This window comes from Sphingomonas elodea ATCC 31461 (assembly GCF_000226955.1).
Taxonomy (GTDB): domain Bacteria; phylum Pseudomonadota; class Alphaproteobacteria; order Sphingomonadales; family Sphingomonadaceae; genus Sphingomonas; species Sphingomonas elodea.
Genome location: NZ_AGFU01000009.1, coordinates 39267 through 63829 on the forward strand (window position 1 = coordinate 39267; position 24563 = coordinate 63829).

Annotated in this window: 25 protein-coding genes; 8 read left to right on the forward strand and 17 right to left on the reverse strand. The window is 67.5% G+C overall.

The window, feature by feature from the left end; genetic code table 11:
- The first annotated feature begins 337 nt into the window (after positions 1-337).
- Positions 338-589, forward strand: a complete 252-nt coding sequence (locus tag KK7_RS0103565) for a hypothetical protein (RefSeq protein WP_010543269.1) — start codon at positions 338-340, stop codon at positions 587-589.
- Between the two features lie 27 nt (positions 590-616).
- On the opposite strand, the gene KK7_RS20045 is transcribed toward KK7_RS0103565, so the two are convergent.
- A complete protein-coding gene (locus KK7_RS20045; protein WP_237709123.1) occupies positions 617-985 on the reverse strand; it encodes a GAF domain-containing protein in 369 nt (122 codons plus the stop codon).
- 420 nt (positions 986-1405) lie between these two features.
- Between KK7_RS20045 and KK7_RS0103575 the strand changes: the two genes are divergently transcribed.
- A complete protein-coding gene (locus KK7_RS0103575) occupies positions 1406-1708 on the forward strand; it encodes a hypothetical protein (RefSeq protein WP_237709124.1) in 303 nt (100 codons plus the stop codon).
- 250 nt (positions 1709-1958) lie between these two features.
- On the opposite strand, the gene rplS is transcribed toward KK7_RS0103575, so the two are convergent.
- From rplS to KK7_RS0103600, 5 genes are read right to left on the reverse strand one after another with little or no spacing between them, the layout of a single operon-like run.
- Entirely contained in the window at positions 1959-2345 is a 387-nt protein-coding gene (rplS, locus tag KK7_RS0103580; RefSeq protein WP_010543272.1) for a 50S ribosomal protein L19, read from the reverse strand.
- Between the two features lies 1 nt (position 2346).
- On the reverse strand, positions 2347-3081 hold the full coding sequence (gene trmD / locus KK7_RS0103585; RefSeq protein WP_010543273.1) for a tRNA (guanosine(37)-N1)-methyltransferase TrmD: 735 nt from the start codon (positions 3079-3081) through the stop codon (positions 2347-2349).
- Positions 3078-3461, reverse strand: a complete 384-nt coding sequence (locus tag KK7_RS0103590) for a type II toxin-antitoxin system VapC family toxin (protein WP_010543274.1) — start codon at positions 3459-3461, stop codon at positions 3078-3080. The genes trmD and KK7_RS0103590 overlap by 4 nt, the downstream gene beginning before the upstream one ends.
- Positions 3454-3726: an AbrB/MazE/SpoVT family DNA-binding domain-containing protein gene (locus KK7_RS0103595; protein WP_010543275.1), complete on the reverse strand. Its 273-nt coding sequence runs from the start codon at positions 3724-3726 to the stop codon at positions 3454-3456. Before KK7_RS0103595 ends, KK7_RS0103590 begins: the two co-directional genes overlap by 8 nt.
- 56 nt (positions 3727-3782) lie before the next feature.
- Positions 3783-4142, reverse strand: coding sequence for a PIN domain-containing protein (locus KK7_RS0103600; RefSeq protein WP_010543276.1), 360 nt, complete (start codon positions 4140-4142; stop codon positions 3783-3785).
- Between the two features lie 56 nt (positions 4143-4198).
- Between KK7_RS0103600 and KK7_RS0103605 the strand changes: the two genes are divergently transcribed.
- Positions 4199-5101 (forward strand): NAD(P)/FAD-dependent oxidoreductase, encoded by a 903-nt coding sequence (locus KK7_RS0103605; RefSeq protein WP_010543277.1) that lies wholly within the window; start codon positions 4199-4201, stop codon positions 5099-5101.
- 21 nt (positions 5102-5122) lie between these two features.
- Here KK7_RS0103605 and KK7_RS0103610 read toward each other — a convergent pair whose 3' ends face one another.
- From KK7_RS0103610 to ffh, 5 genes are read right to left on the reverse strand one after another with little or no spacing between them, the layout of a single operon-like run.
- Positions 5123-5950, reverse strand: a complete 828-nt coding sequence (locus KK7_RS0103610) for a TIGR04222 domain-containing membrane protein (protein WP_051121238.1) — start codon at positions 5948-5950, stop codon at positions 5123-5125.
- 2 nt (positions 5951-5952) lie between these two features.
- Positions 5953-6537, reverse strand: a complete 585-nt coding sequence (locus KK7_RS0103615) for a glycine-rich domain-containing protein (protein WP_010543279.1) — start codon at positions 6535-6537, stop codon at positions 5953-5955.
- 39 nt (positions 6538-6576) lie between these two features.
- Positions 6577-7077, reverse strand: a complete 501-nt coding sequence (gene rimM / locus KK7_RS0103620; protein ID WP_029622742.1) for a ribosome maturation factor RimM — start codon at positions 7075-7077, stop codon at positions 6577-6579.
- Positions 7078-7137: 60 nt separating this feature from the next.
- A complete protein-coding gene (gene rpsP / locus KK7_RS0103625; RefSeq protein ID WP_029622744.1) occupies positions 7138-7524 on the reverse strand; it encodes a 30S ribosomal protein S16 in 387 nt (128 codons plus the stop codon).
- A 48-nt stretch (positions 7525-7572) separates the two neighbouring features.
- The gene (ffh, locus tag KK7_RS0103630) at positions 7573-9054 is read right to left on the reverse strand and encodes a signal recognition particle protein (RefSeq protein WP_010543282.1); all 1482 of its coding nucleotides are present in this window, start codon (positions 9052-9054) and stop codon (positions 7573-7575) included.
- Positions 9055-9291: 237 nt separating this feature from the next.
- Here ffh and KK7_RS0103635 point away from each other — a divergent pair, with 237 nt between their 5' ends.
- Positions 9292-10890: a putative bifunctional diguanylate cyclase/phosphodiesterase gene (locus KK7_RS0103635; RefSeq protein ID WP_010543283.1), complete on the forward strand. Its 1599-nt coding sequence runs from the start codon at positions 9292-9294 to the stop codon at positions 10888-10890.
- Here the strand turns inward: KK7_RS0103635 and KK7_RS0103640 are convergent.
- Positions 10865-11443, reverse strand: coding sequence for a DUF924 family protein (locus KK7_RS0103640; protein ID WP_010543284.1), 579 nt, complete (start codon positions 11441-11443; stop codon positions 10865-10867). The genes KK7_RS0103635 and KK7_RS0103640 overlap by 26 nt on opposite strands.
- 29 nt (positions 11444-11472) lie before the next feature.
- Here KK7_RS0103640 and mtaB point away from each other — a divergent pair, with 29 nt between their 5' ends.
- Genes mtaB through KK7_RS0103660 form a run of 4 tightly spaced genes read left to right on the forward strand, consistent with a single transcriptional unit; the run spans position 11473 to position 15982 of the window.
- Positions 11473-12669 (forward strand): tRNA (N(6)-L-threonylcarbamoyladenosine(37)-C(2))-methylthiotransferase MtaB, encoded by a 1197-nt coding sequence (gene mtaB / locus KK7_RS0103645; protein WP_420186395.1) that lies wholly within the window; start codon positions 11473-11475, stop codon positions 12667-12669.
- Positions 12666-13601, forward strand: coding sequence for a signal recognition particle-docking protein FtsY (gene ftsY, locus KK7_RS0103650; RefSeq protein ID WP_010543286.1), 936 nt, complete (start codon positions 12666-12668; stop codon positions 13599-13601). Before mtaB ends, ftsY begins: the two co-directional genes overlap by 4 nt.
- Positions 13602-13638: 37 nt before the next feature.
- Positions 13639-14217 (forward strand): septation protein IspZ, encoded by a 579-nt coding sequence (ispZ, locus tag KK7_RS0103655; protein WP_010543287.1) that lies wholly within the window; start codon positions 13639-13641, stop codon positions 14215-14217.
- Between the two features lie 7 nt (positions 14218-14224).
- Positions 14225-15982 carry a chloride channel protein gene (locus KK7_RS0103660; protein WP_010543288.1) on the forward strand — a complete coding sequence of 586 codons (1758 nt, stop codon included), beginning with the start codon at positions 14225-14227 and terminating at the stop codon, positions 15980-15982.
- Positions 15983-16022: 40 nt separating this feature from the next.
- Here KK7_RS0103660 and KK7_RS0103665 read toward each other — a convergent pair whose 3' ends face one another.
- From KK7_RS0103665 to KK7_RS0103685, 5 genes are all read right to left on the reverse strand, one after another.
- Positions 16023-16646, reverse strand: a complete 624-nt coding sequence (locus tag KK7_RS0103665; protein ID WP_010543289.1) for a superoxide dismutase — start codon at positions 16644-16646, stop codon at positions 16023-16025.
- A gap of 101 nt (positions 16647-16747) precedes the next feature.
- Positions 16748-18097: a family 43 glycosylhydrolase gene (locus KK7_RS0103670; RefSeq protein WP_010543290.1), complete on the reverse strand. Its 1350-nt coding sequence runs from the start codon at positions 18095-18097 to the stop codon at positions 16748-16750.
- On the reverse strand, positions 18094-19632 hold the full coding sequence (locus tag KK7_RS0103675; RefSeq protein ID WP_010543291.1) for an alpha-N-arabinofuranosidase: 1539 nt from the start codon (positions 19630-19632) through the stop codon (positions 18094-18096). Before KK7_RS0103675 ends, KK7_RS0103670 begins: the two co-directional genes overlap by 4 nt.
- The gene (locus KK7_RS0103680; RefSeq protein ID WP_010543292.1) at positions 19632-22883 is read right to left on the reverse strand and encodes a glycoside hydrolase family 2 TIM barrel-domain containing protein; all 3252 of its coding nucleotides are present in this window, start codon (positions 22881-22883) and stop codon (positions 19632-19634) included. The genes KK7_RS0103675 and KK7_RS0103680 overlap by 1 nt, the downstream gene beginning before the upstream one ends.
- Positions 22884-22963: 80 nt before the next feature.
- Positions 22964-24469, reverse strand: coding sequence for a tryptophan halogenase family protein (locus tag KK7_RS0103685; RefSeq protein ID WP_010543293.1), 1506 nt, complete (start codon positions 24467-24469; stop codon positions 22964-22966).
- Positions 24470-24563 lie beyond the last annotated feature (94 nt).

A 24563-nucleotide genomic window follows, 5' to 3' on the forward strand; every position in this document is an offset into this window, starting at 1 on the left:
ACGGCCGGTGGCGCATGGTGTACCGCCCTCCCGCCGCCCGTAAAGGGCCAAGGCGATGCTGGCGGGCCGCTCGCCCCAAAGGGCGCCCTTCCCCCCGCCACCTTATGTGGCGTCACCACAAATGATTGAAAATGCGCCACAACCTTGCACCGCAACAAACCTTCACGTTTGCGCAGTTATTATCTCGACGCGGTGCGGAATCATGTTAAGATGGCGTTCACGCACCGTTCGCAAGAGACGGAACATCGATCGGTTGCGAAGCGGGCGCATCTGATCGCGGAGGAGTAGTTTCCGCATGCCGTTGGACCCTCGTGCCAGGATGCCCAGGGATGTTCCGGTGGAGTCCGTTGCACGGCTGTTGCAGCAGCGCTGGCCGGGATCGACGCTGCTGACGCCGGCAGATGTCGGGCTTGGTCGCGACAAGGACTCGATCGCCACTTTCCTGGCGATGGTGGAGTCGCTCAGCGACTCGGGCTTTCTGTCCTACGAGGCGCTGGTCTTCAACGCCGAAGGGCCGATGGTCATCGATGCGGCACTGACGGCACGCGGCCGCGCCATGCTCGCAGCGGAAGGCGATCTCGCGCACTGACCCGGCACGTGCCGGTCCGACGCGCTATCAGTGCACGCTCGCGAGATGCTGGTCGACCCTGCCGGCCAATGCGCGCAGCAGCGCGATGTCGGCCCCATTGAAGCGGCGTTCCCGGCGGCCCAGCACGGCCAGCGTGCCCACCCGGCGCCCCTCGCGCCACAGCGGCACCGAGATCTGGCTGCGATAGCCGAGGTGGAGGGCATCCATCGGATCGGCCAACCGGCGGGCGCTTTCGCCGGCCTCCACTCCGTCCGCCGCCGCCATCACGAAGCGCGATCCCCGCCGCAGCACCGCCACGTCGCCGCGCAGCAGCGCGACCGCGGCGCGCGCGATGCGCTGCTCGGCCGGGAACATGGCGCCAGCAGAATTGCCTTCGGACTGGTTAACAGTCGCCAAGGTCTCGATACAACAACGCGACATAAACACCCCGGATACCAACGATAGGGTACCTAGGCGACTCGCGGAAATCCGGGGAGTACGGAATAGTACCAGTTGCCGCGGGGCGCGCGCGCCCCCCTATCCTGTTCCAGATCGAGACGGCGGCGGAAAAGTTATCAACCGGTGAATTCGTTTCGCCTTCAAACCATGTCTAGGCAAAATTTGCCGACTGACGTAAATGATGCACCACAGCAACGTCACGGACACGGAAATACCGATTCGGACGGGGTGCTGTTTAGAAATGTTGCGGAACCGGCCGAGGGTCGCGGGCGTGGTTCTGATACATGCACGATGAAGCAGAGGCTGGATGTGGGCGGAGGCCCCATCGGGCCGGCGCGTTTGCATGCGAACCATGTGCGGAGGGAGGACATGATGTCGATGAGCGGGGAAGGGGGCGAGGCGCTTGGCGCACTCGATCCGCGCTGCATCAACGCGATTGCCAGCGAACTGCAGCGTAGCTGGCCCGGCAGTGCGACACTAAGTCCCAACAGGCTGGGTCTCGGTACTACGCTGGATCGGCACCACGCCTTCATCGCGGCCGTTCAGGGCCTGTGCGATCGCGGACTGCTCGCCTATGAAGCGCTGCTGATCGGCATCGGCGGCCCCGAAGTACGCGATGCGGCGCTCACCGCCCGCGGCCGGGCACTGCTGCAGAACAATCTGGTACGCGCAGCCGCCTGACGGCGCATACTCCCTGGTCCAGCAACGAAGATGCGGCGCGGTTCCCGGCGGGATCGCGCCCTTTCCTTTTCCGCAGGCCCAGCGCGCCGAAGCATCGCTGGTTTCCGGCACCCACCGGGTGGCGACTGGAAAAGCTTGCTCGCCCACGCGTTGCTGGAACAGGGACAGCCCGCCTCCAGCGGGAGCAAAAAGAAAGGGCGCGCGAACCGCAAGGTCCGCACGCCCTTTCCTGTGTTTGGGAAGACCAGCCTTATTCGGCGGCCTGCGCCTCGGTGCGGGTGTCGCGGCGCTCGGCGATACGCGCCGACTTACCGGTACGACCACGCAGATAGTAGAGCTTCGCACGACGCACGACACCGCGACGCACGACCTCGATCGAATCGATGTTCGGCGAATAGAGCGGGAACACGCGCTCCACACCTTCACCGAACGAGATCTTGCGGACGGTGAAGTTCGAACCCATGCCCTTGTTCGAGCGGGCGATGCACACGCCTTCGAAGTTCTGCACGCGGGTACGATCGCCTTCGACGACCTTCACACCGATGCGGACGGTGTCGCCCGGGCGGAATTCCGGAATCTTCTTGGCTTCGTTGAACTTGGCAATCTGCTCGGCCTCGAGCGTCTGGATGAGGTTCATCTCAGTCAGTCCCATGTTTTCGCCGCGCGCCAGAGGGAGACTGGACCCGAGCGCCCTCGTGGCGCTCCCACAGATCCGGCCTCCTTAGCCGTGTATCGGTCTCCGCCATGGCTCTGCGCCAGGCTTCGATCCTCGCATGATCCCCCGATCGCAGCACTTCGGGGATCGTGCGCCCTTCCCATTCGACAGGTCGGGTATATTGCGGATATTCGAGCAGCCCCGTTTCGAAGCTCTCGTCCATACCGCTGGAAGCCGCGCCCATTACGCCGGGAACGAGGCGAATGCAAGCATCGAGCAGCGTCAGCGCCGCCATCTCGCCACCCGAAAGGATGTAATCGCCGATCGAGACTTCCTCTATCGCGCGCGCGTCGAAGATGCGCTCGTCAAACCCTTCGAAGCGCCCGCAGAGCACGATCGCGCCCGGGCCCGCCGCCAGGTCCCGCACCCGCTCCTGGGTCAGCGGCCGCCCGCGCGGTGTCATGGCGAGCAGGGGACGCCCGCTGCGCGCAACGCTGTCGATCGCCGACGCCACGACATCCGCGCGCAGCACCATCCCCGCCCCGCCCCCGGCCGGCGTATCGTCGACCGAGCGATGCTTGTCGGTGGCGAAGTCGCGGATCTGCACGGTGTCGAGCGACCAGAGCCCCTCACGCAGGCCCCGCCCGGCGAGCGAGATGCCCAGCGGCCCGGGAAACATCTCCGGATACAGCGTCACGATGGTGGCAGCGAAGGTCACAGCGTCCAGTTCTCGATTCTGAGGTCGGGGATGTCGGCGAAATCCCGTTCGTTGTTGGTAATCAGCGTCAGCCCGGCGGCGAGCGCCTGTGCGGCGATCAGCCGGTCCAGCCGTGCGTGGCGGAACGGCAGCCGGGCATAGGCCGCGGCCGCGGCAGCGTCGAAGGGCAGTGGCTCCACAAGCCGGAAAAACCGCTCGACGACCAACCTGCCGGCAGCATCGCCGCTCGGTACGCCCCGCATGACCTCTGCCAGCACGATCGTGGAACTGACCACGCTTCCTTTGGCCTGCCCCGCGACGGCCTGTGCCGCCGGAGCCAGCGCATCATTGAGGATATAGATGCAGATGTTCGTATCGAGAAGAAAGCGGGGTTCAGCCATCGCGCCGCAGCCTGCGCCCTTCCCAGTCGAGTTCGCGCTCCTCGATCTCACGATCCTCGGGCGCGATCGGTTTCAGCCAAGGGAGCGCGCCCGCGACACCGGTAAGGTCGATCGTCTCCTCGCTATCCACCGGCTCTACCGAGAAGCCGCGGCGTTCCTCGCGGAGGATCACTTCGGCGCCTTCCTTCAGGCCGAGTGCCTTGGGCAGGCGCAGGGCCAGCGAATTGCCCGACTTGAAGATCCTGGCGCGATATTCCTCGCCCATGAGCGGCCTCCGTATATACACGCCGTATATACAATCGCCGGAGAACCGCAACGCCGTCAGAACCAGTCCTCGATCCGAAGGCCCGGCACGCCGCGGAAATCGCGGACATTGTGTGTCACCAGCGTCGCCCCGAACGACAGCGCATGCGCCGCAATCAGCCGGTCGTGGCGGCCACGCGCGGCGCGCGCTGCAGGCAGGCGACGCGCCGCCGTCGCATCGAATGCCAGAACCGGAAGCCGTTCGAGGAGCACATCGAGCGCGCCCCCCGCCCCGCCTGCCAGTTCGGCGAGGCTGATCGCCGACATGGCGATCGCGCCCGGCTGCGCCGCCGCGATCCGCCGCGCGACCGGCGCACCACCACCTCGCAACAGCCGGATGCAGACGCAGGTATCGAGCAGATAGTCGGGCACGGCCATGCCCTGCCCTACACCGGATCGGGGAACCTGCCGCAAGCCCCAAGCGCTGGCGCGCCATGGACGATTGCATCATCATCGGCGGCGGTCCGGCGGGGCTGACGGCAGCCATCTACCTCAGCCGCTATCACCTCAACATCCGGCTGTTCGATTGCGGCTCCAGTCGCGCCGCGCTGATCCCCTGCACCCATAATCATGCCGGCTATCCGGAAGGCATCTCCGGCCTCGACCTGCTCGCCGCCATGCGCGCGCAGGCGGAGCGCTACGGCACCGTTCGGGAAGCCGCGAAGGTCACCGGGCTGCGGGTGCTGGACCATGGCTTTGCGGTCCGCGTCGGCGACCGCCAACTTGCAGCGCGCTCGGTGCTGCTCGCGACCGGCGTCGTCAACCATCGCCCCCCTATGCCGGATGCACTCCACGACATCGCGCTGGCAGAGGGCCGGATCCGCTATTGCCCGGTGTGCGACGGCTATGAAGTCACCGATCGGCGAGTCGCGGTCTACGGCACCGGCGAGCACGGCGCGCGCGAAGCGCTGTTCGTGCGCAGCTTCACGCGGGATGTCACGCTGATCGCCCCGCACCGCCACGACCTGCCGCCGGACCAGCTTGCCCGGTTGGCGGCCGCAGACGTGCATCTGGTGGAGGGGCCTGCAACCGAGTGGGCGATCGAGAGAGAGCAACTCGCGCTCTCCACGGCAGCAGGCCGCCTGGCCTTCGACAGCCTCTACCCCGCATTGGGTTCGCACATCCGCTCCGAGCTGGCGGTGGAGGCTGGCGCCCGCGCGGACGACAGCGGGTGCCTGGAGGTGGACGATCACCAGCGCACCTCCCTCCCCGGCCTGTTCGCCGCCGGCGATGTCGCCAGGGGGCTCGACCAGATCAGCCATGCCATGGGCGAAGCCGGTGTCGCGGCGACGACGATCCGCAACGCACTCGACGCCGAGACGCCGCTGTGGCGGTAGCGCGAGGTGCCATGCTGTTGTCTAGCTGCTGCACCCACCGCACCCGCCGCCACCGCACCCGCCACTTTCACAGCCGCTGCCGCCGTCGCTGCCGGCAGCGCCGCCATCGCTGCCTGAGCTGCGGAGGCGATGCAGGTCCTCCCAGCCCGAGCCGACCAGCACCACCGTGCCGAACAACGCCACGCCCAACCCGACTTCCCCGGTGGCGGGCGCCCGACGCAGCCGCTCGTGCCGCCGCCGCGCTTCCGCCAATATGGCCTGGCCTGCGCGGGTGCGCGTGTCGAGCCCGCCAAAGCGGATCACCGCCACCATCACGGTGACGATCAGCGCGATGACAAGGAAGCCCACTGGCCGCCCTCGCGCCTCACCGATGCCCAGCTTGATCAGGCCAAAGCCGGCGAGCAGGACGAAGGGCAGCGCCTGGGCGATGCGCAGGCGCCACGCCTCGCCCGCCGCCAGCAGCAATCCCCGATCGATCAGCCGCACCTGGATCGCGCGGCCGAGATCTCCCAGCGCGCGATCGACGGCATGCCAGCGCAGCGGAAGCGGGAGCGCTCTCAGCGTGCGCACCGCAGGCGTTGCAGGCGCATCTGCCGCGAGCGACAAGAGTTGCTTCCGATCGACGACGAGATGGCCCGCCGCGACCAGTTCTGCGGCGAGCACTTCGCTGTAGCGCGGCAGGCCGCCGGCCAGCACTGCGATTTCGGTATCGTCGATGGGTGATGCGCGCCGCCCTTCAGGCCGCAGCGCCTGCGCGACGCGAATGCTCGCGATCCAGGCCAGCACGAAGAGCGCGGCGTATAGAAAGAGAAACGGCCCGCCCGAAAGATCGAAGGGTCCGAGTGCCATGTTCATCCACTCCCGAGGAGCAACGCACCAATACCCGCCGCAGCCAGCACCAGCCCAAACAGGCCGATGGCGACGGCAACGTGCCTGCGCGGCACGATAAAGGCATCGCGCGGGTGCACGCGGCGCGCCTTGTGGTCCTGGGTCAGCCGCCGCGCCGCGTCGGGCCACAGATCCGCGGGCGGCGGGCCGAAGACGCGTTCATAGCTGCGCAGCGTTTCGGCATAATGTTGGAAGAATCGGTGCCGCTCTTCGGCGCCGCCCGCGGTGGGGCCGTGATGCAGCGGCCGGCCCAGCACCTGCGGGCAGAAGCGCTCCCAATAATCCCGCGTATAGGTGAGGTGCAGGTGCCAGGCCTGGTCGATCGCGTCGGAGGGCGTGACGATGTGGCCGCAGGTCACCGCCAGGAAGCAGAAACGGCGATATTCCTCGAAGACCCGCTCGGCATGATCGCGGCGCCAGCCATTTTCGCGCGCCAGCCGCTCGACGAACGGCAGTGCCGCGTCTTCGGGGCCGACAATGTAACGGGAGAGCGCCGTCCAGACCGGATGGTCGGCGAGCGGTTCATGCGGGCCAAGAGGCGCTTGCATTGATTTCCCAGTAGCACACTGGGAAATAACTGTCGAGCGTTACTCGACGAACGTGGCGGCAACGACGAGTTTCTCGTCATCCCAGACAGGCACCGCCTCGGGCCGCATCGGCACCATGAAGCGCTTGCCGTCGGGCCGCTCGATCTCGATCACGTCCCCCGCGCCGTAATCGTCGATCGCGACGACGCGGCCGATCGACGCCCCGTCCTCGCCCACCACCGGCAGGTCGAGCAGGTCGATATGGTAATATTCGCCCTCGCCCAGCGGCGGGAGGGCGGAGCGCGGCACCGTGAGTTCGGTGCCGCGCAGTGCCTCGGCGGCATTGCGGTCCGCCACTTCGGCGAAGCGGGCGATCACGCCGTTGGATCCCCCGCGCACCGACTTGAGCGTCAGTTTGCCGCCGTTGAAGCTTTTGTGCGCCGCCAGATCCTCGGCGAACACCTTCAGCCGCACCTCGCCGGCGATGCCGTGCGCGCCGATCACGGCGGCAAGCGTCACCGGGCGATCGCCGCGGGTCGAGGGAGCGGAAGGTTCTGCCATGATGGGATGCAGCGACGCACGAACCGTCCCTCCCGCCAAAAACGGGAGGGACGTTCAGCCTCAGGCCTCGGCAGCCTCTTCGGCCGGCGCGGCAGCGGCTTCGGCGGCTGCCTTGGCCTTCTCGGCACGCTCCTCGGCGCGCTCCTTGGCCTTCTCGCCCGGAACCGCCTTGTTCGGGTTGTTGCGGGCCGCACGCTCCTTGACGCCAGCCGCGTCGAGGAAGCGGAGGACGCGGTCGGTCGGCTGCGCGCCGACGCTCAGCCAGTACTTGGCACGCTCGCCGTCCAGCTTCACGCGCTCGGGCGAATCCTTGGCGAGCAGCGGGTTGTAGGTGCCGATCTTCTCGATGAACTTGCCGTCGCGGGGCGCACGGGCGTCGGCAACGACGATCCGGTAGTACGGGCGCTTCTTGGAGCCGCCGCGCGACAGACGCATGGAGAGAGCCATTCTACTTCACTTCCTTCTAGAGATACGATTGAAAAAAATTGAGTTAAGTTACTTCTTCTTCAGCAAATTCTCGAAGCCCGGCGGCAGCTTGGCACCGCCCGGCAGACCCGGCAGGCCGGCGCCCACCTTGTCCATCATCTCGCCCATCTCGGCGCCGCCCAGGGCATTGCCGATGCCGCCCATGCCGCCGCCCGGACCGCCCTTGGCGAGCATGCCGAGCATGCCCTTCAGGCCGCCCATCTTCTTCAGGCGCTTCATCGCGGTCTGCATCTCCTGATGCATCTTGATGAGCTTGTTAACGTCCTGAACGGTCAACCCGCTGCCCTTGGCGATGCGGATCTTGCGCTTGGCGTTGAGCAGCTCGGGCTTGGCGCGCTCCTTGGGCGTCATCGAACCGATGATCGCGTCCATGCGGATCAGCACCTTGTCGCCGCCGACCTGGTCGACCGCGGCCTGCGCCTTCTTCATGCCGGGGATCATCCCCGCCAGCGCGCCGATGCCGCCCATCTTGCGCATCTGCGCCAGCTGCGCGCGCAGGTCGTTCATGTCGAACTGGCCCTTGGCGAGCCGGTTCGCCATGCGCTCGGCGTCTTCCTGCTCGATCGACGCCGCGGCGCGCTCGACCAGGCTGACCACGTCGCCCATGCCGAGGATGCGGCCGGCGACGCGCTTCGGGTGGAACGGCTCGATCTGGTCGAGCTTCTCGCCCATGCCGGCGAACTTGATCGGCTGGCCGGTGACCGCGCGCATCGACAGCGCCGCGCCGCCGCGCGCATCGCCGTCCATACGGGTCAGGATCACGCCGGTCAGCGGCACCTGCGCGGAGAAGTTGCTGGCGACGTTGACCGCGTCCTGGCCGGTGAGCGAGTCGACGACGAGCAGGATTTCCTGGGGCTTCGAGATGTCGGCCACGGCCTTCATCTCGTCCATCAGCGCCTGGTCGACGTGCAGTCGGCCGGCGGTATCGAGCATCACCACGTCGAAGCCCTGGAGCTTCGCCGACTGGAGCGCCCGGCGGGCGATCTCGACCGGCTGCTGACCGGTGACGATCGGCAGCGTCGCCACTTCGGTCTGGGTGCCGAGCACGGCGAGCTGTTCCTGCGCGGCCGGACGATTGACGTCCAGCGACGCCATCATCACCTTCTTGCCCTGCTTCTTCAGCAGCTTGGCAAGCTTGGCGGTGGTGGTGGTCTTGCCGGAGCCCTGGAGGCCGACGAGCATGATCACCGCCGGCGGCGTGACGTCGATATGCAGTTCGGCGGTATCGGCGCCCAGCATGTCGACCAGTGCGTCATGGACGATCTTGACGACCTGCTGCCCCGGCGTAACCGACCGCAGCACCTGCTGGCCGACGGCCTGCTCGGTTACCTTGTCGACGAATTCGCGGGCGACGGGCAGCGCGACGTCCGCTTCCAGCAGCGCCACGCGCACTTCGCGCATCGCGGTCCGGACATCGGCCTCGGCGAGCGCGCCACGTCCGCGCAGGCGCTCGAAGACGCCGCCCAGCCGATCGCTCAAACTCTCGAACATGATGCCCAGGTCACTCCAAATTCAGCCTCTGTCCCACCAAACGCAAAACACGCCGGCGGACGAAACCTCGTCGGCCGGCGTCACCCCTTGGGGTGGCATATGTCCTGCGTCCACGGAGGAACGGTGGGTCCCCTTAGCGGCAGCGGCGCGCGAAAGCAACTACGAAGGATTTAACGCGATCTACACGACTGGCGTGGAATGGAAGGGTGTATTCAGTACGAAGGGCGAGTTGCGTCGATGACGCGGGACCAGCAACAGGATCGGCATGGAGCGCGGCGGCAACGCAACGCCGCCATCTTCCGCGCCGCCGGGCTGGCATCGGCAGTCCTCGCGCTGGGCATCACCGGCGTGCTCGCACTGCTCTTCGTCCAGAAGGACGCGCCCGATGGCTGGCTGATCGGAGCGCAGCTTCTCAACCTGGCCCTGATCCTGCTCTGCTGTCGGCGGCTCTCGGCGCGTGCGGTACGGGCGCGCGGCACGGACCGCAGCCAGCACTTCGCCAGCCGCGACCCGCTGACCGGCTTCCTCAACCGTCACAGCCTGATCCAGGAAGGCGCGGCGATGTTCACACGCGCCCAGCGTCGCCACCAGGCGATGGCGATGCTCGTGCTCGACCTGGACCGGTTCAAGGCAATCAGCGACCTCCATGGGCACGAGACGGGCGACCTGCTGATCCGCTACATCGCGGCGGAAATTGTCGACGCGCTGCCGCCGATGGCGCTGGTCGGCAAGCTCGGCGTCGACGAATTCGCCTGTGGCTTCCCGTTCGATCCGGATGACCCGGCCGCCGTCGAGCGCATCGCCGAACGAATCGTCACCCGCCTTGCCCAGCCGTTCGAGGTGGACGGCATCCCGCTCCACACCGGATGCTCGCTGGGGATCGGACGTTCCGACTTCGACTGTCCCGGTGTCGAGGCACTGCTGCGCATCGCGGATATCGCGATGCACCAGGCGCAGAAGGCGGGGCGCAACCGCTTCGCCTGGTTCGACCCGGCAATGGAGCGGGCGCTTCAGGCCCGCAGCGCGCTGGAGAGCGGGCTGCGTGTCGCCGTGCCGCACCAGGAAATCGTCCCCTATTTCGAACAGCAGGTGGATCTGGCGAGCGGCCGTTTGCACGGCTTCGAGGTGCTGGCCCGCTGGGAGCACCCCAATCACGGCATGATCCCGCCCGACCGCTTCATCCCCGTGGCGGAGGAAACCGGGCTGATCGGCGACCTGTCGCTGTCGATCATGCGCCAGGCCTTTCATGCCGCACGGGACTGGGATCCGGGGATCAGCCTTTCGGTCAACATTTCGCCGGTTCAGCTGCGCGATGCCTGGCTGGCGCAGAAAATCATCAAGGTGCTGACCGAGACCGGCTTTCCCGCCAGCCGGTTGGAAGTGGAGGTCACCGAAAGCGCGCTGTTCGACAATCTGGCGCTCGCCCAGTCGATCGTCGGCAGTCTGAAGAACCAGGGCGTGCGCCTTGCGCTGGACGATTTCGGTACCGGCTATTCCTCGCTCGCGCACCTCCGTGCGCTGCCGTTCGACCGGATCAAGATCGACAAGAGCTTCATCCTGTCGATCCACGACAGTGCCGACAGCGCGGCCATCGTCCAGGCGATCGTGCGGCTGGGCGAAAGCCTCAATCTGCCGATCACCGCCGAGGGGGTAGAGGATGCGGCGATCGAGGAGCGGCTGCGCGCGCTGGGCTGCGCCAAGGCACAGGGCTGGCACTATGGCCGGCCGCTATCGGTAGCGGGCGCCCGCCGGCTGCTCGCGGAGCGGCGGCTGATCCTTCAGCCGGGTCCGCCGCCGAGCACCACGGATTCTACCAGCCGGCGCCAGGCTGGCTGAGATACGCAAGCTCTTCGGGCGTAGAGATCCGCCCCAGCGCCGCGTTGCGCCCCGGAAAGCGGCCGAAGCGGCGGAACACCGCGGCATGATCGCGGGCATAGGCGAGCAGCTCCTCGTCCTCCAGTCCGGCGAAGCAGCGCAGGCTGAGCGCCTGTAGCTCGGCATCCTCGGCATGTTCGAACGGCATGTAGAGGAACTGGCGATGCTCCTTGGGCATGCGCCGGTCCCAGCCGCGCTCCACCGCCAACCGGGAAAGCCGCTGCGCCAGCGCGTCCCCGGCAAAGGCCTCGGCCGCGCCGCGATGGATGTTCCGCGAGAACTGGTCGAGCAGGATCACCGCGGCGAGCAGCGTTTCGGGCTCCTCGTCCCAGCCTTCGGCGTCGCATTCCAACACGCCGTCCCGCACCGGGCCGAACAGGTCGGCGATCTCCCGATCGAGCCCGTCGGACTTGCGAAACCATTGTTCGGGCAGCAGTGCGTCAAACCAGAACGCCAGCACCTGCCGGGCCTGGTGTTGGACTTCTGCGGTCGGCGTCCTTAGATCGCTGGCCAATGTCCCTCTCCTCGCCCCTTATCCTTAACATGGGTTGCCGGCTGAACCTAGCCGAAGGTGAGTCGATCCGTGCGCTGCTCGGCGAGCGCGATGCGATCGTGGTGAACAGCTGTGCGGTGACCAACGAAGCGGTCAAGCAGACCCGTCAGGCAATCCGCCGCGCGCGGCGCGAACGCCCCGAGGCGGAGCTGGTCGTCACCGGTTGCGCGGCGCAGATCGATCCTGCCGCCTTCGCCGCGATGCCCGAGGTCGACCGGGTGATCGGCAATGCCGAGAAGCTGCTGCCCGCGGCCTGGGCGTCGGACGCGAAGGTGCAGGTGCAGGACATCCTCGCCGTGCGCGAGACGGCACCCCACCTCGCCGCCAGCTTCTCCACCCACGCACGCGCCTTTGTGGAGGTACAGAATGGCTGCGACCATCGCTGCACCTTCTGCGCGATCCCCTTCGGGCGCGGCAACAGCCGTTCGGTGCCCGCCGGCGCGGTGATCGATCGCATCGCGATGCTGGCCGACGCGCATGGCGAGGTGGTGCTGACCGGCGTCGACCTCACCAGCTACGGCCATGACCTGCCCGGCGCGCCGACGCTGGGCTCGCTCGTGGAGCGGATCCTCCGCCATGTGCCCCGCCTCCAGCGGCTGCGGCTATCCTCGCTCGACGGGATCGAAGTCGACGATCGGCTGTTCGCGCTGCTCACCCAGGAGCCGCGCGTGATGCCGCATGTCCATCTGTCGCTGCAGGCCGGCGACGATATGATCCTCAAGCGGATGAAGCGCCGCCATGCCCGCGCCCAATCGGTGGCGCTGGCCGAGCGCCTCCGCGTCGCCCGCCCCGACATCGCGATCGGCGCGGACCTGATCGCCGGCTTCCCGACCGAAGACGATCGCATGTTCGAGAACACGCGGGCCCTGATCGCCGATTGCGGCGTGGTGCATGCGCATATCTTCCCCTATAGCCCGCGCGCCGGCACACCCGCCGCGCGCATGCCGCAGGTGGCGCACGCCACCATTCGCGACCGCGCCGCCCGGCTGCGCGCGGCGGCGGCGGAGCAACGGGCGCGCTGGCTGGAAAGCCTGGTCGGCAGCCGCCAGCAGGTGCTGGTCGAGCGCCCGGGCGACCGCGGCCATGCAGGAAATTTCGCCGAGGTGCGGCTGACCGCGCCCCGGAAGACTGGAGAAACGGTGAACGTGACGATTGCACGCGTCGAAGACGGAATGCTGGTCGCATGAGCGGACCCAGCTGGCACGAAAAGCTGCTCGGCGGCTTTCGCAAGACGTCGGATCGGCTGCTCGGCAACCTCGCCGGCCTGTCGCTCGCCCGGCTGGACGAGGCGACGCTGGACGAGATCGAGGAGGCGCTGATCGCCTCGGACCTCGGCCCCGCCACCGCCGCCAAGGTGCGCGCACGGCTTGCCGAAGGGCAGTTCGAGCGCAACCTGGAAGAACTCGGCATCCGCGTGATCGTCGCCGAGGAAGTCGCCAAGGTGCTGGAGCCGGTCGCCAAGCCGCTCGAGATCGAGGCGTTCCCGCGCCCGCAGGTGATCCTCGTCATCGGCGTCAACGGTTCGGGCAAGACCACCACCATCGCCAAGCTCGCCAAGCAGCTGGTGGACCAGGATTACAGCGTGATGGTCGCCGCCGGCGACACCTTCCGCGCCGCCGCGATCGGCCAGCTGCGTACCTGGGCCGAGCGGATCGGCGTGCCGATCGTCTCGGGCGCCGAGGGCGGCGACGCTGCCGGCATCGTGTTCGAAGCGGTCAAGCGCGCGACCGAGATCGGTACCGATGTGCTGATCGTCGACACCGCCGGCCGCCTGCAGAACAAGCGCGAGCTGATGGACGAGCTGGCCAAGGTCCGCCGCGTGCTCGGCCGCCTCAACCCCGCCGCGCCGCACGACGTGGTGCTGGTGCTGGATGCCACCACCGGCCAGAACGCGCTCAACCAGATCGAGGTGTTCAAGGAAGTGGCGGGCGTGACCGGCCTCGTCATGACCAAGCTCGACGGCACCGCGCGCGGCGGCGTGCTGGTCGCCGCGGCCGAGAAATACGGCCTGCCGATCCACGCGATCGGCGTAGGCGAGAAGGTGGACGATCTGCGCGGGTTCGATGCCTTCGAAGTCGCCCGTATCATCGCCGGAGTGGACGAGGTGGCCCATGGCTGAGGCAGCCCCCCGCCCCCAGGCCTCGGCCGGTCTCCGTATGGCGCTCGATTACGGTCCGCTGATCGTGTTCTTCGCGGTCAACGCCTTCGCGCCGGGCATCCAGCTCCAGCGCATCATGACCGCGACGCTCGCCTTCATGATCGCGATGGCGGTGGCGATCGCGGTTTCCTGGTGGAAGACCCGCCACGTCTCGCCGATGCTGTGGATCACCGGCGTGCTGGTGCTCGTGTTCGGCGGGCTGACCCTCTATTTCCACGACCGGACCTTCATCCAGATCAAGCCGACCGTCGTCTATGTGATGTTCGCGGTGATCCTCGGTTATGGCCTGGTCGCCGACAAACCGCTCCTGGAAACGATGCTGGGCTCGGCCTATCCGGGGCTCAGCGCCAAGGGATGGCGGCTGCTGACGATCAACTGGTCGCTGTTCTTCGTGGCGATGGCGATCGCCAACGAAGTCGCCCGGCACCTGCTGACCTGGGATCGCTGGGTATTCTTCAAGACCTGGATCGTCATCCCGGTCACGCTGGTGTTCGCGATCGCCAACGTGCCCATGCTGCTCCGCCACGGCCTGCAGCTCGACAAGCCCGAGGACGCGCCTCTCCCGCCCGAGGGCTGATCGCACGATGCGCCCGCTGCGCCATCCCGCCACCTTCCACGCGGTGCGCGCGGCCAACGGGCTACGGCGACAGTTCCGGTCGAACACGTTGCTGTTCCTGCTGCTCGCGATCGGAGTCGGCGCCGTCGCGGGCATCGCCGCGATCGTCATCGGCCAGACGGCGCGCGGCATGCAGCGCGTGCTGTTCGGCCTCGCGCAGGGCGAGCATCTGAGCGCCGCCAGCCATATCGCGCCCTTGCGACTGCTGGCCCTGCCGATCGGCGGGGCGCTGCTGGGCCTGACGCTGTGGCTGCTCCGCCGCCGCAAGACGATCGACGTGGTCGAGGCCAATGCCTTGCATGGCGGCCGCATCCCCGCGCGCGACACCGCCACCGTGGTCGGCCAGACGCTGCTTTCCAACGGCTTCGGCGCCTCCGTGGGGCTGGAGGCGGCCTATGCGCAGGCAGGCGGCGGCCTCGCCTCGCTGCTCGGCCAGCGGCTCAAGCTGCGGCGTGCGGACCTGCGCACGCTGATGGCGGCGGGCGCCGGTGCCGGGCTGGGCGCGGCGTTCGGCGCGCCGCTGACCGGGGCGTTCTATGCCTTCGAGATCGTGCTGGGCGCCTACACACCCGCCATCGTTGCGCCGGTGGTGCTCGCCTCGCTCACCGCCGCGCTGATCGCGCGCACGCTCGGCATCCATCCCTATGTGATCAGCGCGGGCGGCGCGCACCCGATCGGCACGGCGGATTACTTCCTCTACGCCCTGCTCGGCCTGCTGTGCGCGGGGTTCGGCATCGCCTTGATGCGGCTGGTGGCGCTCGTCGAGGCCGGGGTGCGCCGCAGCCCGATCCGCCCGGCCTGGGCGCCGCTGATCGGCGGCGTGCTGATGGTCCCGCTGGCGCTGCTCTCGCCGCAGGTGCTGTCTAGCGGGCATGGCGCGCTGGACATCAACCTCGCGGCGGAGGCGACGATCGCGTCGCTGGCCGTGGTGATCCTGCTCAAGCTGCTCAGCTCGGCGGTGTCGCTCGGCTTCGGCTTTCGCGGCGGCCTCTTCTTCGCCTCACTGTTCCTCGGCGCACTGCTCGGCCGCTTCTACCAGCTGGCGCTCGCCGAACTGCCCGGCCTGCACCACCTCGCCCCGGACGATGCCGCCGTGGTCGGCATGGCGGCGCTGGCGGTGGCGGTGGTCGGCGGGCCGATGACGATGTCGCTGCTGGTGCTGGAGGTGACGCACGATTTCAGCATCACCGGGGTGACCATCGCCGCGACGCTGATCGCCAGCACCATCGTGCGCGAGCTGTTCGGCTACAGCTTCTCCACCTGGCGCCTGCACCTGCGCGGCGAGACGCTGCGCAGCGGCCGCGACGTGGGCTGGGTGCGCGCGCTCACCGCCGCCCGCATGATGCGGCGCGACGTGGCGACGATCGCAGCGGATACCGACGTGGCAAGCTTCCGCGCACGCTTCCCGCTGGGGTCGACCAAGCGGGTCGTCCTGCTCGATGCCAGGCAGCATTATGCGGGGATCGCCGAGACCGCCGCCGTTTGGAGCCCCTCGGCGGAACCGACCGACCGGGTCGGCAGCATGGCGAAGCTCGCTGATACCGCCTTGTCCCCCGACATGACGATCGCAGACGTGCTGGAAGCCTTCGACGCGAGCGTGGCGGACGATCTGGCGGTGCTGGCACCCGATGGCGAGGTGCTGGGGCTCATTACCGAGAGCCATGCGCGGCGGCGCTATGCCGAGGAGCTGGAGAAGGCCCAGCGGGACCTGTACGGGGAAAGTTGATCCCCCCGCCCGATCACCGGGCGGAGGGACCGAAGCGGGGTCAGCCCTGCTGGTCGGCGCGGGCGGCGCCTTCGCCGTCGAGGTTCTGGGCAACGAAGTCCCAGTTCGCCAGCTTGGTCAGGATGGTGTCGACGAACGACGGACGCGCGTTACGATAGTCGATGTAATAGGCGTGTTCCCACACGTCGATCGTGAACAGCGGCTTCACGCCGTGCGCGACGGGCGAATCGCCGTCATGGAACGAGGTGACCTTCAGCGTGTCGCCGTCGAGCACCAGCCAGCCCCAGCCGCTGGCGAAGTGGCCGACCGATTCCGCCTTCAGCTTCTCGACCAGCGCTTCCTGGCTGCCGAAGTCGCGGGTGATCATCTCGGCCAGCTTGCCGGTCGGCGCCGCATAGTTCGGCGTCAGGCACTGCCAGAAGAAGCTGTGGTTCCAGATCTGCGAGCTGTTGTTGAACAGGCCCTTGTTGCCCTTGTCCTTGGCATAGGCGATCACGTCCGTCAGCTTCGCGCCGGCCAGCTCGGGAATGTCGGCAACCAGCTTGTTGCAATTGTCGACATAGGCCTTGTGGTGCTTGCCATGGTGGAAGTCGAAGGTCTCGGCCGACATGTGCGGCGCGAGCGCGTCCTTTGCGTAGGGCAGTTCGGGAAGTTCGAAGGCCATTTCATGCTCCTCTGGCATTGGAAAGCGTGTGCGGTCGCCTAACGCACGGAAGCGCGAGGCGCCGCAACATTTTTTGTTTCACCCCTGATCGACAATGGCGATCAGAAGAGCTGCCACTCCCAGACACCCGCTCCGGCAGGCACCTGCAGCCGAAGATACCGGGCGGTGACATTTACTGGCAGCACGATGGGCGAGCCACTGGCGCCCGGCCTGGAAACGACCTGCCGCCAGCGCCTACCGTCCGCAGATGCCTCGATGGCGACATCGTAGGGCCGGCTGGCATATTCCATCCGGAGCTGCGTCTGCCGCACCGGTCGTGCCGAGCCCAGGTCGGCGACGAGCGTCGCCCCGGGGGCGGCGCGCCAGAGCGTCGCGTAATTGTCGTCCCCGGCCCGCTCGGGCCCATGGAGCGCATCCGCCGCGGCGCCCGTCAGCGAGAGCGGGAGTCCACGTGTCCGGCGCGGCGCGAAGCCCGCCACCGCACTGCCGTGACTCGGCGTCACCTTGGCGATGGTGCCGTCCTCGTGGATCGCCAGCGGATCGACCGCGATCTGGCGCAGCGTGGCGTCGTCCCCCGGCCGCGGCCAGGGCAGCGACTGGCGGTGATAGAGGATATAGGGCTGCTGGCCGACGCGGAAGATCGCGTGGTGGCCGGGGCTGACCACGTCCCTGCCCTTGTCGGTCGACAGGATCGGGCTGTCCGGCCCCTCGCGGAAGGGCCCGAACGGCGTGTCGCCGATCGCGTAGCGGACCTTGTACGTGTCCTCGGTCGTCTTGCCGTCGCTATAGGTGAGGACATAGTGCCTGCCCGCCTTCACCAGGAACGGACCCTCGAAATAATTGGCGGGGGTCACGTCCTTGGGTTCGCCGTCGAAGCGGACCATGTCCGGTTTCAGCTTCACGACGAAGCAGTGGCCGTTGGTCCAGTTCAGCCCCGAGCCCCAATAGAGATAGGCCGTGCCGTCGTCGTCGACGAACGCCTCGGCGTCGATCATGTGATAGGCGGGTGCGAAATTCTTGGCGATCAGCGGCTTGCCGCCGTTCGCGTCGGCCCAGGGGCCGGCGGGCGACGGTGCGCTGCCCACCCATACCTCGGAGCCGACTGAGACATACATGTACCAGCGCCCGTTCGCCGCCTTCACCACGGAGGGCGCCCAGACCTTGGAATCCCCCGAGGTAGGGCTGGTCGCCGCGGCCTTGGTCGGCCAGGCCGGCGTCGAGAAGGTCCAGTCGCGTCCGTTGCTGGAGGTCCACATCCCCAGCCGGTCGTCGCCCCAGGGATCAATGGTGGCGTAGAGGTACCATTTCCCCCCTTCCCGCACGATCGACGGATCGGCGAAATAGCCGGGGATCAGCGGATTGCCGGCCCTCTGGCTATCCCAGCGCGGCGCGGGCGCGTCGGCGGCGGCGAGCAAGCCCGCCGCCACCGTCAGAAGAAACGCCTTGCTCACTTGATGTCGAGCATCACGATCGCCTTGGCGGGCACCTGCACCGTCAGGGTGCCGGCCGACAGGCTCGCGCCGGTGAACGCCGCCGGCTTCACGACGTCGGGCGCCTTGAAGTCGTTATGCGCGTCCATCGCCGCCCCGGTGAGGATGCGGCCGGCCACCTGCGTGCCGGCCACGCCGTCCAGCTTGACGCTGACGCTCGCCGGCTGGTTGGGATCGACATTGACCAGGCCGACATGGACGACGCCGTCGGTGCCGCGGACGGCGCTGGCGCTGACCGCGCGCATCGTCCACTGATCCTTGTTGTACCAGCGGGACTGCACGTCGACCGGCAGCACCGTGCCGTCCATATAGTCCTTGTACAGGTCGAACACCCAGTAGGTGGGCGTCTTCACCATCTTGGCGCCGTCGGTCAGCAGCATCGCCTGCAGCACATTGACCATCTGCGCGATGTTGGCGCCGCGCACACGGTCCGCATGCGCCGCGAAGATGTTGAAGTTCAGCGCCGCGACCATCGCATCGCGCAGGCTGTTCTGCTGGTAGAGGAAGCCCGGATTGGTGCCCGGCTCGACATCGTACCAGGTGCCCCATTCGTCGACGAGCAGCGCGACCCGCTTCTTGGGATCATACTTGTCCATGATCTTGCCGTGCTCGGTCAGCAGCTCTTCCATCTTGAGCGTCTTGGAAAGCGTGCGGGCCCAGCTCTCCTCGTCGAAGCCGGTGGCGGCCCCCTTCTTGCTCCACGGTCCGGGCACCGTGTAATAATGCACGCCGATGCCGTCGATCTTGTCGCCGGCCTTGCGCATCATCACGTCGGTCCAGTTATAGTCGGCCGAGTTGGCGCCGCTGGCGATCTTCATCAGCTTCTGGCCTTCGGGCACCTTGAGGAAGGTGGCGTAGCGGCGGGTCTCGTCGGCGGCATATTCCGGGTGCATGTCGCCGCCGCAGCCCCACAGCTCGTTGCCGATGCCGAACATCGTCAGCTTCCAGGGCTTGTCGCGGCCATTGGCGCGGCGCTGGTTGGCGATTGTCGAGCTGGTCGGCGAGGTCATGTACTCGACCCACTCGGCCATCTCGCTGGGCGGCGCGGTGCCGACATTGCCCGAGACATAGGGCTCGGCCCCCACCACTTCGGTGAAGTCCATGAACTCGTTGGTGCCGACGGCATTGTCCTCGGTCACCCCACCCCAGTTGGTGTTGACCTTCACCGGGCGCTTGGACTTCGGGCCAATGCCTTCCCGCCAGTGATACTCATCGGCGAAGCAGCCGCCCGGCCAGCGGATGACGGGCACCTTGATCGCCTTGAGCGCGTCGATCACGTCGCGGCGAAAGCCCTTCACATTGGGGATCTTGCTGTCGGTGCCGACATAAAGGCCGCCATAGATGCCGGTGCCCAGATGTTCGGCGAACTGGCCGAACAGGCGCTTGTCATATTTGGCACCCGGCTTGTCGCCGTGCACCGTCACCGAACCGCCGTCGGTCTGCGCCAGCGCAGGCATGGCGGCGATGAGCGCAATCGCACTGATAAGGCTTCGCATTATTCTTTCTCCGTCGCACGCGCCGGGCGCGCCTTGGCTGGGGTAGTGCCTTGGCCCGCGAACGGGGTCAGGCGGAAATGAAGAGACATGGGCATCAGCTGGGTGCGATATTTGAGCAGCGGCTTGCCGAACTCGCTCCACTGGGTGTCGCCGCCGACGCCCCATTGCGCGGCGTCGACCAGCAGCGTGCCCTGCGCCTTGGGCACCACATCGGTGCTCTTCCAGGTGCCGGGCACATGCCGGTCGAGATCGGCATAAGGGAAAGCGAGCGCGGTCATCATCAGCGGCACATCGCCCTGCACCCGCAGGCCCGCGCCGCCCCCGATCAGTTCCATCCAGCGGACATCGACCTTGTTGCCGGTTTCCTGCGGGCGGATATAGTCGTGGTTCTGCTCGGCGATCGCGCCGCGCCACAGCCCGATCGGGGCCGACGTCTTGCGGTCGACATAGCTTTCGTGCGGGCCCCGGCCATACCATTCGACCGTCTTGAAGCTGCCCGGCGTCGTGAAGGCGAGGCCGATGCGGAACGGCGGCGGCAGCTGCTTGGAGACCGGCTCGAACTTGCCATCGACCGCGACCGAGCCGTCCCCGGCCATGCGATAGACGCTGGTGAAGCGCACCGCACCCGCGCCCATCGTATAGGCGACGCGGACCTCGGCGCCTGCCTCGCCCAGATCCTGCACCTGCACCGAGGCGACGGTGCGCGTCTGGCTCATCCCCTTCCAGGCGGCGAGCTGCTTGTCGGTGCCGATGCCGATGTCGTTGTCCGTCACCGCGCGCCAGAAATGCGGTGCGCCGCCGCTGAGCAGCGTCTTGCCCCTGGCGGCGTAGCGATCGACGAGGCCCGTCGCGCGGTTCACCACCAGCGTGGCGCCGCCGGCCGAGAGCGTGATCGCCCCCTGCCCGTCCTGCGTCGTCACCTTGCCCTTGGGCGCCGCGACCTCGGCCGTGCGATAGGCCGGATCGAGCGCGAACTGCTCCCAGCCGATCACCGTCCCGCCCGGCACCAGCGGCACGGCATCGGCCTTTGCCCGAGCGCGGATCGTGACGAAATACTCGGCGCCCGGCTTGCGAGCGAGGCCCGCCAGCGGCAACGCGATGGTGCCCGCCCCGTGCGCCGCCACGTCCGGCGTCGCCAGCGCGCCCTTCGCCACCGCGACGCCGTTTTCCTGTACTTCCCACTCGAAGGTGAAGCCGGACAGGTCGCGGAAGTCGTGGCGGTTGCGCACCGTCACCGTGCCGGCCGCGGCATCGAAGCCGTCGAACTGGATCGGCGCATAGACCTTGCGCAGCTCGTAAAGCTGCGGGTTCGGCGTGCGATCCGACTGGAGCAGACCGTCCCCGAACTCGATGTCACCACCCGGGTTCGGGCCGTACTCGCCGCCGTCCCCCCAATAGCGTTTGCCGTCCTTGGTGTACCGGTACATCGACTGATCGACCCAGTCCCAGGCGAAGCCGCCCTGCAGCTTGTTCGGGTGGGCGTAGATGGTGTCCCAATATTCCTTCAGATTGCCGCCCGAATTGCCCATCATATGGGCGTATTCGCACTGGATCACCGGCTGCTTGAAGTTCCAGTTGGTGGCGTAATCCTCCAGCTTCACCGCCGGATCGTACATCGGCGCATAGATGTCGGCATAATAGTTCGGCCGATGATCCTGGATCCCGTCCCAGGTGCCCCAGCCGAGATAGGAGACCAGCCGGCCCGGATCGACCGCCTTGGCCGCCGCGGCCGCCGCCTCGAAGTTCGGGCCGATCCCCGCCTCGTTGCCCAGCGACCAGAAGATCACCGAGGGGTGATTCTTGTCCCGCTGGACCATGTTGACGACGCGGGAAACATGCGCATCCTTCCACGCAGGATCGAAGCCGACCTGCAGCTCGGCACGACGCTCGCCATGCTTGTTGGCATAGTCCATGTACGCGTGGCTCTCGATGTTCGCTTCGTCCATCACGTAGAGGCCGTAGCGATCGGCGAGCTCGTACAGATACGGGTCGTTCGGATAGTGCGAGGTGCGGATCGCGTTGACGTTCGCCCGCTTCATCAGCTGGATGTCGCGCTCCATCGACGCGCGGCTGACGACGTGGAACGTCTCCGGATCATGCTCGTGGCGGTTGACGCCGCGGATCGTGATCGGCTTGCCGTTGACGCTGACCAGGCCGTTCCTGATCTCCACCGTGCGGAAACCGATGCGCTGCGGCGTGGCCTGCACCACCTTGCCCTCGGCATCGACCAGCTCGACGAGCAGCGTGTAGAGATTGGGCGTCTCGGCCGTCCAGGGGCGCACGCCGCCCACGTCAGCGGCGAGCGTCAGCTTCTGCGCCGGGCCGGCGGCAAGCGCCGCCTCACGGACCAGCACGGGCTTGTCACCATCCAGTAACGTCATCCGTGCGGTGAGCGGCGCGGTGCGATCGGTGAGCGTCAGCTCGGTCGAGAGTTTGCCGTCCTTGTAGGCGGCGTCCAGCCCGGCATGGACAAACAGATCCGCCACGCGGGCCTTGGGCACCGCCGCCAGATAGACCGAGCGTTCGATGCCCGAGACGCGCCAGAAATCCTGATCCTCCAGATAGGAGCCGTCCGACCAGCGATGTACCTGGATCGCCACGGTATTGCGGCCTACATGCACCAGCTTGGTTACATCAAACTCCGACGGCAGCTTGGAATCCTCGGAGTAGCCGGCCTCGACGCCGTTCACCCAGACGCGATAGGCGGAGCCGGCCGCGCCGATATGGAGGATCACGTCCTGTCCGGACCAGGTCGCGGGAAGCTGCACGTCGCGGCGATAGGACCCCACCGGATTGGTGGCGTGGGGGATCAGCGGGCGGTTCGCCGGAAAGGGATAGGTGATGTTGTTGTAGCGCGCCTGGTCGAAGCCCTCGGCCTGCCAGTCGGCGGGCACCTTGATGCGCTTCCACGCGGTGACGTCATAGTCCGGCTTCTCGAACCCGTGCGGCACCGCGTCCGACGAGGGCGAGAAGTGGAACTGCCACTGGCCGTCGAGCAGCAGATAGCGGCTCGACCGGGCGGGATCGCCCGCCAGGGCGGCGGCGCGGCTCTCATAGGGGAAGTGGGTGGCGCTGGCGGGCATCTTGCCGCGTGCGAACACCGCCGGATTTTCCCAATCGGGGCGGCGCGGATCGACCTGCACCGGCTGGACCTGCGGTGCGTCACCTATCTTCGGGCCGTCCTGCGCGATCCCCATGCCGGAGGCGAGCGCAACACTTCCCACCGCCGCCAGCAACCCAAACTTGTTCACGTGATTCCTCCCGCCCCTGGGGGCATACTGCAAAGGCTGATTGTTTCGGTCAAATTTCTCGGAGTAATTTTGGCATAATTTTATGCCTGCATGGCTGCTGCATCACGCAGGAACGCCGCGTGGCTCGGCATGCGGGACGCCGCCAGCCCGGTCACCTCGGCGATCCGCGCCAGCCTTGCCTCCGCTTCGTCTCGCGGCATGCCGTCGGCGATCGGGTCATAGCCGCGCGGGTCGATGCCCTGTCCATGCAGCACCGCCAGCCAGCTGGTCTTGGAGAAAAGCTCGTCCGCCTCGCGGTACAGCCGACCGCTGGCACGATAGATCTCCAGGCGCTCGGCCAGCGCGTCCGGCACCGCCATCGTCCGCAGCCGACGCCAATAGTCGGTATCGCCGCGGCTGGTGGCGTGGAAATGGAGGATGAGGAAGTCGCGGATGGTCTCGAACTCCGTGGCCATCAGCCGGTTGTAGCGTCGAATGTCCGCGGGCGTGCCGCCGCCCACCGGCAGCATCTCGAGCAGGCGCGCGATACCCGCCTGGACGAGATGGATGCTGGTCGATTCCAGCGGTTCGAGAAACCCGCTGGCGAGCCCCAGCGCGACGCAGTTCTTCTCCCAGAAGCGCGCCCTCCGCCCGGCCCGGAAGCGCAGGAAGCGCGGTTCACCCAGCGGCGCACCCTCGATATTGCTAAGCAATAGCGTCTCTGCTGCGACATCCGTGCAATGGTCGCTCGCATAGACAAGGCCGTTGCCGACGCGGTGCTGGAGCGGGATGCGCCACTGCCAACCGGCGCCGCGTGCAGTGGAACGCGTAAAGGGGGAGCGCCCCTCCGGGCCAAGCGCACAGGGCACCGCGACCGCGCGGTCGTTGGGCAGCCAGCGGCCCCAATCCTCGAACGGCACGCCCAGAATGTCACCGAGCAGGTACGAACGGAATCCCGAGCAGTCGATGAAGAAGTCCGCGCCGATCCGCGCGCCCGATTCGAGCGCTACCGCCGCGATCGCACCGTCTTCGGCCTGTTCGACCGAGACGATCCGCCCTTCCTGCCGCCGCACGCCCCAGTGCTCCGCCTTTTCGCGCAGGAAGCCGGCATAGAGCGCCGCATCGAAATGATAGGCATAGCCGATATGGGCGAGCGGGTTGTTGCCGCTGGCCACCGGCCGCTGGAACCGGCCGAGCCGCGCCGCCTCGGCGCAGATCGAATAGGCCTCCAGCGGGGCAGCCTTGCCGGTAAGCCGCGCGCGCTGCCACACCGCCTCGAACGGGATCGCCCCGAAATCGACGCCGTGGGTGCCGAAGGGATGGAAATAGCGCGTGCCTTGCGCCCGCCAGTCGACGAACTCGATGCCGAGCTTGGCGGTGCCCCTGGTGGCGCGCAGGAATTCGCTCTCGTCGAGGCCCAGCAGCGCGTTGAACGCCTGGATCGGCGGGATCGTCGCCTCGCCGACGCCGACGGTGCCGATCGCTTCGGATTCGACCAGCGTGATCGCGATCGTGCGGGTGTCGAGCACGCGGGCGAGCGCGGCGGCGGCCATCCAGCCGGCGGTGCCGCCGCCGACGATCACGATATGCGAAAGCGGCGCGCTCATGCCGCACGCCGCCCGGTTGAAACCTTGATGTGGAAAGCCGTCATGCGCCGTCCCTCCCGCGAACGGCGGCCGGAGCGGTTGCCCGCCCCGGCCG

Bases quoted from the DNA above. Each gene is read 5' to 3' on its own strand.
- KK7_RS0103575 (WP_237709124.1), top strand. From the start codon at position 1,406: ATGAGCGGGGAAGGGGGCGAGGCGCTTGGCGCACTCGATCCGCGCTGC.
- rplS (WP_010543272.1), bottom strand. From the start codon at position 2,345: ATGAACCTCATCCAGACGCTCGAGGCCGAGCAGATTGCCAAGTTCAAC.
- KK7_RS0103590 (WP_010543274.1), bottom strand. From the start codon at position 3,461: ATGGCTGAACCCCGCTTTCTTCTCGATACGAACATCTGCATCTATATC.
- KK7_RS0103595 (WP_010543275.1), bottom strand. From the start codon at position 3,726: ATGGGCGAGGAATATCGCGCCAGGATCTTCAAGTCGGGCAATTCGCTG.
- KK7_RS0103600 (WP_010543276.1), bottom strand. From the start codon at position 4,142: ATGGCCGTGCCCGACTATCTGCTCGATACCTGCGTCTGCATCCGGCTG.
- KK7_RS0103605 (WP_010543277.1), top strand. From the start codon at position 4,199: ATGGACGATTGCATCATCATCGGCGGCGGTCCGGCGGGGCTGACGGCA.
- KK7_RS0103610 (WP_051121238.1), bottom strand. From the start codon at position 5,950: ATGGCACTCGGACCCTTCGATCTTTCGGGCGGGCCGTTTCTCTTTCTA.
- KK7_RS0103615 (WP_010543279.1), bottom strand. From the start codon at position 6,537: ATGCAAGCGCCTCTTGGCCCGCATGAACCGCTCGCCGACCATCCGGTC.
- rimM (WP_029622742.1), bottom strand. From the start codon at position 7,077: ATGGCAGAACCTTCCGCTCCCTCGACCCGCGGCGATCGCCCGGTGACG.
- rpsP (WP_029622744.1), bottom strand. From the start codon at position 7,524: ATGGCTCTCTCCATGCGTCTGTCGCGCGGCGGCTCCAAGAAGCGCCCG.
- ffh (WP_010543282.1), bottom strand. From the start codon at position 9,054: ATGTTCGAGAGTTTGAGCGATCGGCTGGGCGGCGTCTTCGAGCGCCTG.
- KK7_RS0103635 (WP_010543283.1), top strand. From the start codon at position 9,292: ATGACGCGGGACCAGCAACAGGATCGGCATGGAGCGCGGCGGCAACGC.
- mtaB (WP_420186395.1), top strand. From the start codon at position 11,473: ATGGGTTGCCGGCTGAACCTAGCCGAAGGTGAGTCGATCCGTGCGCTG.
- ftsY (WP_010543286.1), top strand. From the start codon at position 12,666: ATGAGCGGACCCAGCTGGCACGAAAAGCTGCTCGGCGGCTTTCGCAAG.
- ispZ (WP_010543287.1), top strand. From the start codon at position 13,639: ATGGCGCTCGATTACGGTCCGCTGATCGTGTTCTTCGCGGTCAACGCC.
- KK7_RS0103660 (WP_010543288.1), top strand. From the start codon at position 14,225: ATGCGCCCGCTGCGCCATCCCGCCACCTTCCACGCGGTGCGCGCGGCC.
- KK7_RS0103665 (WP_010543289.1), bottom strand. From the start codon at position 16,646: ATGGCCTTCGAACTTCCCGAACTGCCCTACGCAAAGGACGCGCTCGCG.
- KK7_RS0103675 (WP_010543291.1), bottom strand. From the start codon at position 19,632: ATGCGAAGCCTTATCAGTGCGATTGCGCTCATCGCCGCCATGCCTGCG.
- KK7_RS0103685 (WP_010543293.1), bottom strand. From the start codon at position 24,469: ATGAGCGCGCCGCTTTCGCATATCGTGATCGTCGGCGGCGGCACCGCC.